Source organism: Bacteroidota bacterium (assembly GCA_019637975.1).
In the GTDB taxonomy this organism is placed as follows: Bacteria; Bacteroidota; Ignavibacteria; order UBA10030; family UBA6906; genus CAADGV01.
Genome location: JAHBUR010000004.1, coordinates 76,037 through 87,726 on the forward strand (window position 1 = coordinate 76,037; position 11,690 = coordinate 87,726).

Below are 11,690 nucleotides of genomic sequence, written 5' to 3' on the forward strand. Positions count from 1 at the left end.
CAGCTGCCTTTCAGGATGTGTCGCGCGGACTGTTCACAAAATGCCGCGACACATCACAACAAACAAAAAATTCGAAAGGACTACAACATGCTGAACATGGCGCGACTCTGCTTCCTTGTTGCCGGAATATTTCTCACGGGGCGGTCATTGGCGGCGGTAGGGACTGAATCCAGCCTCGTCACCGCCGGCTGGCTTGAAACAAACCGCAAGAATACCGTCTTGGTATTGCTCGATGCTTCGCCTTCCCACATCTACAAGCATAAACATATTCCCGGGGCGATACACTTCGACATCTTCACGTATGGCGTTCATGAACTGCCCGTCGCCGAGATCGAAAGGCGCTTTCAGTCATGGGGTATCAGTCGGGACAGGAAAATTGTCGTGTACGATCAGGGTGGTACGTTCCTGGCCACACGACTTTTCTTCTTCCTCGAGCAATACGGATTTCCAGCGGAAGATATTTTCGTCCTGAACGGCGGACTCTCCAAGTGGCAAGAGGCAGGGCTGCCGGTGACGAGCGAACCGGCACAGCTTCCGAACAACGGTTCCTTCACGATTACGAAGATCAATGAAGAAGTACGATGCGACCTGCCGGAATTCCTCGGCGCCGCGGGAGACACCCGCGGCAATGTTCTGCTGGATGCGCTCGATCCCGGCTGGCATTTCGGCGGCACGCAATTCTTCAGCAAACCCGGCCACATCCCCCATTCCATCATGCTGCCCGCCGCCGATTTCTTCAATACCGACAAGACGTTCAAGTCCGCCAGCGAAATAGAGAAGATGCTCACGTACTTCGGCATCAGTCCCAAGCAGCATATCTACTCGCATTGCGGAGGCGGCATCGCCGCGAGTGTCCCCTATTTTGCACTGAAGTTCCTGCTTGACTATCCGCACGTGAAGCTGTATCCGGGCTCGCAGCTCGAATGGATTGCCGACGAACGCGATCTCCCCTTTTGGACCTATGCCGCACCATACCTGATGCGGGAAGCAAGCTGGTTGCAGAGTTGGGGTGGCAAGATGTTCAGGATGTACGGGATTTCAAAGGTCAGTATCGTGGATGTGCGACCGGTGGAGGCGTTCCAAAAGTCGCATGTGCCGTTCGCAATCAACGTCCCTGCTGACGTGTTCAGAACCAATATCAACACTCCGCGCACGCTTGGAGAAACCCTTGGCCGGGCAGGCGTTAACGCATCATTTGAAGCGCTGGTATTTTCGGGGGCGGGATTGACTAAAGACGCGGCTCTCGCATTCGTCTTGCTGGAAAAGTTGGGCCACAAGAAAATTTCTGTCTTCACCGACTCAATGGAGAAATGGGCGGCACGCGGATTTCCCGTGGAGAAGGATACGGCAACCGGAAGCGAGAAAAAGGCACAAGACGCCTCTGCTGCATCCGGGGCCTACACAGTACATCTTCAGAACGGCATTCTCATCACGGACGTGAAGAGTACTTCGGGTGTCTATCCCAAAGTGCTGATCGCTTCGGGCAAGGATGTGCCCGCCAAGGCGCCGGACGGCAAACTTGTTCACGTTCCCTACACGGATCTGCTGAACCCGGATGGCACACCCAAAGCAGCAAAGGACATCTGGGATATTCTGAGCAAGGCCGGTGTGCCGAGGTATGCCGAACTAGTCTGTTTTTCCAAAGATCCAGGCGAAGCAGCAGTCAACTACTTCGTGTTGAAACTCATGGGCTACCCTGATGTGAAAGTCTTGGTGAAGTAACCGCGGCACAACGCTGACGTACAATATCGGACACGCCATAGAATCAGATGCGAACACCAAAGCCGGTACTTGATTCCAGTCGATAGAACCATGAGGTGAGTTATGTTCAAGAGCATCCTTCTCATATTCCTTCTGCTTTCGACTACTCCACTATGCCATGCAGGCACCGGTGAGAACACGTCGCTCACGATAACACACTACACATGGGACATCACGCTTGATTATGACACACCTCTGCTGAGCGCTTCTTGCCAAATGAGTGTCAAGAACCTCTCAGAAACAGAAGTGGTTGAAATACCGATCCTTCTGTATAGACTGCTGCGTGTAACCTCAGTCACTGGAGACCATTCCGTGTCGTTGTCCTTCACGCAGCACATACAACCGTTTGAGGATTGGAATACAATGCATGTCAACGTTGTCCGTGTGAGACTGAAGCAAAGTCTGTTACCTCAGGAGACGACGAGCATCACTCTCATATATGAAGGCATCCTCCACGGATATGAGGAAACCGGCATGCTCTACGTCAGGGATAACATCAGTCCACAGTTTACCATTCTTCGTCCCGACTGCAAAGCATATCCGGAACTTGGCTATCCTTCTGCCGCGACCAATCGGAGATTTCCAAGACAGAGTTTCGACTACAGGATTCGCGTTACCATCCCCGACTCATTAGTAGCAGTGAACGGTGGGGCATTCGTTTCGCGGGAAGACCGGAACGGACAATCGACATTTATGTTTACCAATCTCAAGAAAGCCTGGCGAATGGATGTGGCCATTGCGAAGTACAGAGAGCTTAGCGATGGGAAGATGAAGGTCTGTTACTTGGAAAAAGATTCAGTCGGTGCCACAATGGTACTGCGGTACATGAAACGGACAATCGCCTTGTTCTCATCGTGGTGGGGGCCGCTCCGTGATTTTCAGAGTTTTTCAATCATAGAAATTCCTAATGGCTACGGCTCCCAGGCCGATGTGAGTTCAATACTGCAAACTGCAGCTGCTTTCAATGATTCAACGGAACTGCGACAGATGTATCACGAGCTATCTCATCTCTGGAATGTCAAGCTCAACGAAATCTCTCCTCGCTGGGAAGAAGGGTTGGCTTCCTTTGTTGAATACCTCACAATAGAGAAGCTCGAACATCGCGCTTATCTTGACTATGTCACCGCGTGGTATTTAGATCATTTCAAGAAGAAACTCTCCACCGACAAAGAACTCAGAATGACGCCGATGTGTGATTTCGGAGCTAAGGCCATGACCGACCATGCGTATTCCTTAGGCATGATTGCGTTTCGAGTGTTGTACGAAATTGTCGGCGAATCAAAATTCCACAGGATTGTCAGAGAATTATACCAGCGCTACTCCGGTTCGGCCAGTACGACGAAAGCGTTTGCGAACTTGGCAAGCGAGGTGAGTAACGTGGATCTGTCAGGGTTTTTCAATGACTGGTTTTTCACGACCAATTATGTCTCTACCCTTGAGAAGGCAAACGATTTTTCAGGCATCGTACGCCATTATAAATGACTCTCGGTCAATGCGCGGTGGGGACGATTGCGGAAGCAATAAATCCAAGCGTGGACTATCTTCCATCCGAGCATACGCCGCTTTGAACGCGGCAAGAAGCCGCAACTTGCAGGTGGGATATGAAATATCCATCCTCCTTGTCGTCATAATGGCCATTCACTTCCTGTCCTTTAGTCGTATCACAAGTTTCAGTCCCGACCAGGTTGCATCTATAGAGCAGACTTTTACATCTACCAACCCATTCTTGAGTGCTATTTCCCGGACAATGTTCTCGTTTACATCGGTTTCAACTTTTGCTGCTTTCTTTGGCCATGAGATCCAAATCATGCCATTCTCCACAATCTCTTTTCTCAGTTGCCTCATGTCCTTGTCAAGCTGAGAAGCACTCGTTGTGAAGTAATGTATGAAGTCTTTCTTGGACTTCCCGTCAGTGAGTTCTTGTGTGCCCGCCGGCCAATCGCTGAAGAGTCTAAAATAGTAATCAGGTTGATTCACCAACTTTATCCTGTACTCTTGCTTGATGCCGAGCTTCTTTGCCAACGGAGTTCCTGAGTATCCTGATGCAATCATAGAATGAAATCCTGTCATTGTGAAACGTCAACCAGACTTCGTTGAGGCACTGGCCTAGTAGTCAGTGCCCGGGCTGAATTGTTCCAAGGTTCAATGTTGGGGTCGCACTATTTTGTCTTCCTCGCATCAGCCGTTCGTCCACTTTGATTCAGGATTGCCTTCGTTACGTTACCAGAATCGTTTCTGACAAATTCAATCCGCGCATCATTAACTTTGAGAAAGAATGTTGTTTCTGTGTCGGCAAACATTTCAATTTTGTCCTGCCCTGTTCCTTGCAAGAAAAGTCTGTTTTCCTCTTTGGTGACCGCAAAAGTGAACACGGATGGAATTTCATATTCACCCACATAGGTTTCTAATATCTTTCCATCCACTGTTATTCCGGTTTCGGGCGGCAGAGGTTTATTGGTTTTCTTCCACACCTCATTGCGGTCCAGTTTCTTAGTGAGCAATCGTTCAATTGTTCCTTTTGTATTTCTTAGAAATTCTATCGTTTGCATGGCATTGTCACCAAAGAAAAACAGATCTTTTTGATATGCTTTCAAGTTAGACTTCGGGCCTCTGCCTAATTGAGAATACAACTGATCATCAGACACGGTAATGATTCGTTGCTGAGCTTTGTCGTTTTCATAAAGACCTGTGTATTCTTGTAACTTTGAATTCTCCAATGCTATTTCCTTGTACTCGGAAGAATTTCCAGCGGCAAGGGCTGCCAGCCTGAAGGTAATATCCTTGGGATAATTGCAGTCACAATTGGAAAAGACGGTTACAAAAACATCTTCTTCAGGCAAATAGAGTTCCATCGTTCCAAAACCAGCGATGAGACCGCCATGCCAAAGGGAAGGGCTATCATAGACGTAACCTAAACGCCAGCCATAGCCATACTCCGTTTCTTTTCCATCTGCCAGTCTATAGCTTGTAAAGGCTTTGTCAAGGTTTTCTTTTTTTAGCAATCTATTTGTATGCACGGCTTGGTGCCACTTAAACAAATCCTCTACAGTGGATTGTATCGCACCTGCCGAGTAAACGTGGGTAATGTTCCGAGGTTTGGAGTTTTCAAAACCATTATCACCGTAAGTATAGGCATCAACTCTGTTCTTAATGATTCGTGTGTCATTCGCGTATGATGAATTCGTCATACCAAGCGGCTTGAAGAAGTTTTCTTCAAGGTATTCAGCATAGGGTTTGCCCGTAATTGTTTCGATGATATAGCCAAGTAAGAAATAGCCTGAATTACTGTATTCCCATTTTGTACCCGGGGCAAAACGCATAGGCAAGTTCTTGAAGAAGTCAATTACTTCGTTCGGTGTGCAGTCCAATGCCAGCTTTTTGTCGGGGTCTTTCATACCTGAAAAATTATGAATACCCGATGTATGTGTCAGCAAATGCTCTATGGTGATTCTCTTTCCCTGTGTGGGATAATCGGGGATAAACTTGGTGATCTCGTCCTGCAAATTCAACTTGCCCTGTTCCATCAGCTGCAATATCGCCACCGCAGTGAATTGTTTACCAATTGAGGCAATCCAGAAAACATTATCCACCTGCATGGGTGCGTGTAGCTCCAGGTTGGCCATGCCGAAGGCTTTCTTGTATACGATCTGACCGTCTCGGGCAACCAGTACAGTCGCGCCCGGCTCGTGAGGCTTGAATTGTTCCGACAATATCTTGTCGAATGTATTGCTCAGCTGCCGGAGATCCTTCTGTTGCGCACTCGCCAGAGAGAAGGTGAGGACAAAGGCAAGAACAATTGCGACGGCGCGCATGATCAGTGGATTTTGCATGTGGTGTCCATACTTGATTTTCGTTCCGAGAAAAGAAGCTGAATTATAGTACCGGTTGATTCTCGATATTCTTCCCATCACACAGTTGCAGGCCCGGGCTCAAAGCTCAAAACGTCAACGCATCCGGCATGAAGACGAAGACGAGTATCGCAAACGACAACAAGAAGATGGCGATGTTTACCGGGCGGTATTTGAAGGTGATGAGGAGTTCCCTTCGTTCCCTCACAAGCGTGAAGTGAGAGAATGCCAACAGGTTGATCACGATGGCGGCGCAAGGGAGCCCGAGAACAACGAGAGGAATCAAAAACGTAAGAATCGGATTCCCGTCAATAGCGCGAAAGATGCTTCCGATGCCATTAAGAAACGGCGAGGATATTGCCAGTTCCCGCTTCAGTATGGATGTGAGTACGACGATGATCGGCAGAACGAGGAGCCATAATCCCGCCTTGGACGATCGTTTGTAACGAAGCAGCGGGATTTTCAATTCCTGTTGGTGTTGTATATTCTCGGGGTGAGGCACATCCACGTTGCCGAGCATTGAATCAACGTCTTCGTTCTTCATATCATGATCCTTCAATGGTTTCTTTCAACTTGTCAATCCCGCGAGAGAGAAGTGACTTGACGGTTCCTTCTCTTTTGCCGAGGATGACTGCAATTTCCTTGATCGACTTATGTTCATGAAATCGTAACGATATGACTTCCTGGTATTTCGTATCGAGTTGCTTGACAAGGGCGTTGACTCTGGAAAACTCCTTGTGCTTTTCCATCTCCTCCTCAAGCAGGATTCTTTCGTTCTCCGCATTTGAATAATCCGTTATATCAATCCCGTACTCCTCGTGTATCCTGCCAATGGCACCCGGCTTATACGAGCGGCTGTTAAAGTACTTGTTGATTTCATTTGTTGCGATCCTGTAGAGCCAGTGCAGGACAGAGATATTGCGCCACGTGAACTTCCCGATGCCGACGTACGCCTTGAGAAACGTCTCCGCTGCAATATCTTTGGCTGCGTCATAGTTCGTGGTTCTTCTGAACGCATACCCGAATATGTTTTTGTAGAATGCCTCATATATCTCACCAAATTTGTGAGGATCATTCTCGATCTCCTTAAGCAGTTTCTCTTCATTCAAGACAGGATGTTCTTCCATATGGTAGTATAATCACGAAAGGGGAAAAAGGTTGCACCCTTTGGGAACGGGTGAGAACTGAATGAGAAAGTCAGGGCTGCAAGTGGAGAAATTGTAACCCATCACTTACGAAGGCATTTCAGGGGCTCTTATGCGCCACTAATAGGCTCCGGTCGGAAGGCATAGGGTCTGATCGTACACCGGCCATCCGTCATCATCTCCTTGAACAAGACGGCTGCATCGTGGTTTCGAAAGATCGCAAAAGGCTTCTTCTCATCCTTCACAAAGACAGCCCAGTATTGCATTACCTTTGGTTCGCGGGGTGAGACCCCACCGTAGGGCATGAAGTACATTCTGGTTTTCCCTGTTTGGTTTAGGTGAGTTCCGGACTGGTTAACCGAGTGTACGACATTGTTGTCGCTTACCGTAGGGACACACAGCCGTGCGTCCTTACGAATGGCGGGTGATTGTCGGATCATTGTTCGCGGTGAAGACTGGTCGGCCTAATACTTCCATCCTCGGCCTGACGCCGAGTCCGGGTTGTGTTGAGGCGGCCAGACGTCCGTTATTTCGTTGCGGCGCACCTTCAGCAATACTCACGGTCACGTAACTGTTGAAATCTGTTGACGAAAAGAGAAACTCAGGTGGTGTGCTGTGTGCCAGTGCTGCGATCGCGGCCGTCACAATGTCGCCGCCCCACGTGTCTTCGATGGTCATGGCAATACCCAGTGATATGCACAGGTCACGAATCTGCCTCGCTTTGGTGAGCCCGCCCACTTTCGAGATCTTCAGGTTTACCACATCTGCTGCCTGGTCGTTGACGAGGCGCACTACCATTCGCAGGTCGTCAATGACTTCATCCAGCACAAACGGTCGATTCGTATGACGACGAACCGCCAGACATTCCTCATAGCTCATGCAGGGTTGCTCGATATACACATCCACATCACGCACGGCATCTGCAACCCGGATCGCTTCGTGCTGCCTCCATCCGGTATTCGCATCGGCGATCAACACGTTGCCCGTTTCGAGTTGCTGCGCGCACGCGCGGATGCGTTCGATGTCCGTCACCGGGTCTCCGCCAACCTTGAGTTGAAACTTGGAATAACCCTCGGAACGGTACTTGGCGATACTCGCAGCCATCGCCGTCGGTGTATCCTGCGAAATCGCACGATACAGCGCAAAGTCTTTTCCGTACGTTCCCCCTAAAAGCGTAGCAACCGATTGTCCACTCGCCTTGCCCAGAATATCCCAGCAAGCCATATCGAGAGCTGACTTGACGTAAGGGTGGCCGCGCATTGCCTCGTCCATGCTCCGATTGATGAGTCCAAGCTGTGTGGGATCCATCCCAATCAGGCGTGGCGCCAGTTCCGCAATGCCGGTGCGCGCGCCGCTGGCATAGGCCGGGAGGTACGCAGGACCAAGAGGACATATCTCGCCGTACCCGGTGATCCCGGCATCTGTCTTGACGGCGACGATGGTTGTATCAAAGACTGCAACCGTGTTCCCGCCAGACCAGTTATAGCTCCCTTCATGCAGGGGAAGTTCGACACGGAAGACAGAAATTTCAGTTATGCGCATTTCAATCTCCTGGAAAAACGAAAATCATTTAGGAAAAGACAACACCAAAAAGATACGAATTTCAGATCATAATAGATTGAAGGAGAGGGGGCGACCGCCTCGACGAACGTGTTGTGCGTTGGTGTGAGTCTACGCCATGCTGTAAGCCTGTTCATTCCGCGTATTCTTGCCTCGGTTTGGATTTCAGCATGCAATCGAGTACATTTGGCGAAATCATTTGCCACTCAAATATGAAGTCCCCCATGAAAAACTTCTGTTTGTATCGATTCGCGGCCGCTCTTGTTAGTGCCGTGGTTCTTCTCGTTTCTTCCGGTCTTCAGCCTCTTATGGCCCAAAAACACAGCGAGGTAACCGGACTGGCGTTCCAGGGAAAGACGGTTCGCAGTGCCCGGGTGACGGTTTTGCCGCCCGGGAATGCGGGCAACAAAACAGAAGCTGCGGTTGGTGATCGCTACGTGTCGGGCACGCGTCTGACCATTCCTCCCAATACCATCATTCAATTGAAAAGCCCCGGAGGAACACAGGTGGTCAAGTCCACCATTCAGGGAAAGGCGATGCAATATACAATCGAGTTCACCGCCAAAGGCGAAAACCACGTCACCAAAGGCCTCGGCGCCCAGATTGCCAATACCGTCCATAAAGCAGTCGGCTACAACTATAGAAACACGAACGAAAAAGGAACAACGGCTGCCAGCAAGGGAACCAGGTTTACCTTCACAGACTATTCAGACGGGAAATCCAAGAAAGCCGTTATCAGTACCGAAGAGGGAAGCATACAGATCATCGACAAGGTTCCTATCCACATTCAGGGTGCAACGCTGAAACCCAAGCGGCATGGAGACGAGTTGTCCAAATCCAATTCCGTTGTACAGTCGGCCGGTCAAGGCGCCTTTACTTCGAGCAATGCCGCTGTTGAATATAGCAACTACCAGGAAGCGATCGCCGCGTTGCAACAGGAACTCTCCGATGACGCTGCGCCCGATGAACTGGCGGAGGATTATTTGGGGTTGGGAGAATTGTTCATGGAAATGGAGAGGCCTCTTGATGCAGTTCCGGCCTTTCGATACGCAATGCAATATTTTGAGACTGAATACGGTTCCGACGATATGAGCACGCTCGAATCCGCTTTGTCGCTTGCCGAGGCTCTGCTGAGTACCGGCAACGCGAAAGATGAACAGGAAGGGAGCGCTCTGTTGGAGAACTCGATTCAGCTTCTGCTTGAGGAACTGGAGATGCAGGAGGATGACCTCACCTTTGCCCGGCAAGAGGATGATGGCGAAACCGTGCATCTGCTCTGCGAAGATCTGGTGGAAGTCTATGCATTCCTGGGATGGGCATACGATGTGGCCGGAGATGAGGGCAAGAGTACTGTGTATTACACGAAGTCTGAAAAAGATTGCCGCTGATTGCCCCTATGCTTACGCTCAAACGCCTTGCAATTTACCTGATCGCGTACCTGCTGACCGTTGTGGTTGTAATCGGGCTGATTAACTGGAAATGGATGGATACGTGGCTGGTACACAAAGCCAATACGGCGGGTGAATCCGGCGAGATCGTCAACAACAAGCTTGTGTTGGTGAATTTGGAAAAGCCTGCGACCGGCAGTGAAGGAGAGGCGTTCCGGCTTTTCCGGCAACGCGTCGTGCAGTTCCTGAATACCGTTGCACGGGAAAGCCGCTCGAACAACAGTCCCGCCGGCGTGGTTCTGGATATCTGGTTCAGCAGAGACACTACGGAACTGGAGAACCTCAAGTCCGCTCTGGACAAACTGAAAGACCTGAGGGTACCGGTGTACGCGTCGTACAATATTAGGGCAGGACACGAGGAAGCGGATCTCACACAAATCGATTTCGGTGAGATCGAGGAGAAACACGCTATCGAAATCTACAACGCCTACCTTGCGGGTTCCGACGGACAGCAACCGGGAAGCGGACGGTATCATACCTATATCTATCCCCGCAATGAAGGGGATATGGCCACGTATGAGAATGATATCCACCTTCCATCGGCCATGTTTGATACTGTATGGATTGAATCACTCGCCCGAAGGGTTGCGACGGATCTTGGGGATTCAAGACACCGGAGACATGAGCCTAAGCGGGAAGGTTCGATTATTCCATTTGGCTCAATGGAGGAGATGCAGAGAATCACATACACCTTTGTTCCGGACTCGCAGGAAACAGGTCGTCTGAAAGATTCGCAAGCAACAGATGGCCGTGTCAACCTGTCAAACAAGATCATTGTTGTCGGCGATGCTGAAAATGATATTGTGACGGTCGGTAGCCGTAAAGTGCCGGGACCGTACATTGTTACGTGGGCGCTAAGCGACAACCTGGAAGGAAGTACGCGTCTGAAACTGCCGGTGGAGAACCGCTACGCAATAGTCGGGCAATTGCTGTTCTTCTCTTTTTTCAGCGTGCTGATTTTTGCCTTGCTGTTTAAATATGTCAAGGCTCTCCAAACAAAGCCGGCTGTTATTGCGATCCTCGCTTTCACGGCAGGTGTCGCACTGTTGGCACTGTTCGGATTTATCCTGTTGGGCTCAGGCAACGTCATTCCCGTTGGACAAACCCTTGCAGCGATGCTGGCAGCCGTACTTCTCTCCTTGAGATTCACCTACAAGTTTTTCGTAACCGGAGTAGTAGAGGGATCGCAAAAATACGACGTCTTCATCAGCTATTCCCATTCACAAACAGAATGGGTGAAGAAGAATGTGTATGAACCGTTGGCTGCCTTCCGGAAACCGAATGGCGACAGGCTGAACATTTTCTTTGACCAGAACAGCATCGGCGTCGGTGAAGCGTTCACTGCCAAGTATATGTGGGCCATTGTCGATACGAAGTGCTTCGTTCCTGTTATCTCGGAGGATTATTATGGCAAGAATCACTGCCGGAATGAACTGGACTGCGCCATGAAGCGCTGGGTCGAGAAGTTGCTGTCGATACAGGCCCTTGCCTTCTCCTTCAAGGCCGTGCCCGAGGCATACAATGGAATCAATTACATCGACATCAACCAGAACCCGGATTTCATCGGGGTCATCACACAGAACCTGCACAAATGATCGTTACGAACGATCACCTTCGGGCCTGAACGCGTAGGCTTTTATGCTGCATTCCCTTCCGATCATCATCTCCTTGAACAACACTGCAACATCATATTGTTCAAAGAGCGCGACCGGTTGCTTCCTTTCATCGAGAAACACGGCCCAGTATTGCAACACCTTCGATTGACGCGGAGAGTGCCCGCCGTATGGTGCGTGAAACATACCGGTACAAACAACAGTGGACTGAATATGTTACTTCCGGCGGGCAAGAAGAACATACGACATATTTGTCGTGTTGTCAAGTTGTCCATAAACGGAAGAAGCTTGCTGGATTGTTCGATGGACTTTTTA

10 protein-coding genes are annotated in these 11,690 nt (G+C 49.8%); 4 read left to right on the forward strand and 6 right to left on the reverse strand.

Annotated elements, in window-relative coordinates; all coding sequences use genetic code 11:
- The first annotated feature begins 87 nt into the window (after positions 1 to 87).
- Positions 88 to 1,722, forward strand: coding sequence for a hypothetical protein (locus tag KF749_03005; protein ID MBX2990117.1), 1,635 nt, complete (start codon positions 88 to 90; stop codon positions 1,720 to 1,722).
- A 102-nt stretch (positions 1,723 to 1,824) separates the two neighbouring features.
- Positions 1,825 to 3,243: a hypothetical protein gene (locus KF749_03010; GenBank protein ID MBX2990118.1), complete on the forward strand. Its 1,419-nt coding sequence runs from the start codon at positions 1,825 to 1,827 to the stop codon at positions 3,241 to 3,243.
- Between the two features lie 156 nt (positions 3,244 to 3,399).
- Here KF749_03010 and KF749_03015 read toward each other — a convergent pair whose 3' ends face one another.
- The 5 genes from KF749_03015 to KF749_03035 form a co-directional block, all read right to left on the reverse strand.
- The gene (locus KF749_03015; protein ID MBX2990119.1) at positions 3,400 to 3,813 is read right to left on the reverse strand and encodes a DUF3052 family protein; all 414 of its coding nucleotides are present in this window, start codon (positions 3,811 to 3,813) and stop codon (positions 3,400 to 3,402) included.
- Between the two features lie 107 nt (positions 3,814 to 3,920).
- A complete protein-coding gene (locus tag KF749_03020; protein MBX2990120.1) occupies positions 3,921 to 5,591 on the reverse strand; it encodes a serine hydrolase in 1,671 nt (556 codons plus the stop codon).
- Positions 5,592 to 5,697: 106 nt separating this feature from the next.
- Positions 5,698 to 6,153: a hypothetical protein gene (locus KF749_03025; protein ID MBX2990121.1), complete on the reverse strand. Its 456-nt coding sequence runs from the start codon at positions 6,151 to 6,153 to the stop codon at positions 5,698 to 5,700.
- Position 6,154: 1 nt separating this feature from the next.
- Positions 6,155 to 6,718 (reverse strand): RNA polymerase sigma factor, encoded by a 564-nt coding sequence (locus KF749_03030; protein MBX2990122.1) that lies wholly within the window; start codon positions 6,716 to 6,718, stop codon positions 6,155 to 6,157.
- 447 nt (positions 6,719 to 7,165) lie between these two features.
- Entirely contained in the window at positions 7,166 to 8,296 is a 1,131-nt protein-coding gene (locus KF749_03035; GenBank protein MBX2990123.1) for a mandelate racemase/muconate lactonizing enzyme family protein, read from the reverse strand.
- Positions 8,297 to 8,538: 242 nt separating this feature from the next.
- On the opposite strand from KF749_03035, the gene KF749_03040 reads away from it, so the two are divergent.
- Entirely contained in the window at positions 8,539 to 9,702 is a 1,164-nt protein-coding gene (locus KF749_03040; protein MBX2990124.1) for a tetratricopeptide repeat protein, read from the forward strand.
- An 8-nt stretch (positions 9,703 to 9,710) separates the two neighbouring features.
- Positions 9,711 to 11,357, forward strand: a complete 1,647-nt coding sequence (locus tag KF749_03045; GenBank protein ID MBX2990125.1) for a toll/interleukin-1 receptor domain-containing protein — start codon at positions 9,711 to 9,713, stop codon at positions 11,355 to 11,357.
- Positions 11,358 to 11,360: 3 nt separating this feature from the next.
- Here KF749_03045 and KF749_03050 read toward each other — a convergent pair whose 3' ends face one another.
- Complete coding sequence (locus tag KF749_03050) at positions 11,361 to 11,561, reverse strand: hypothetical protein (protein MBX2990126.1); 201 nt, start codon at positions 11,559 to 11,561, stop codon at positions 11,361 to 11,363.
- Positions 11,562 to 11,690: the final 129 nt, after the last annotated feature.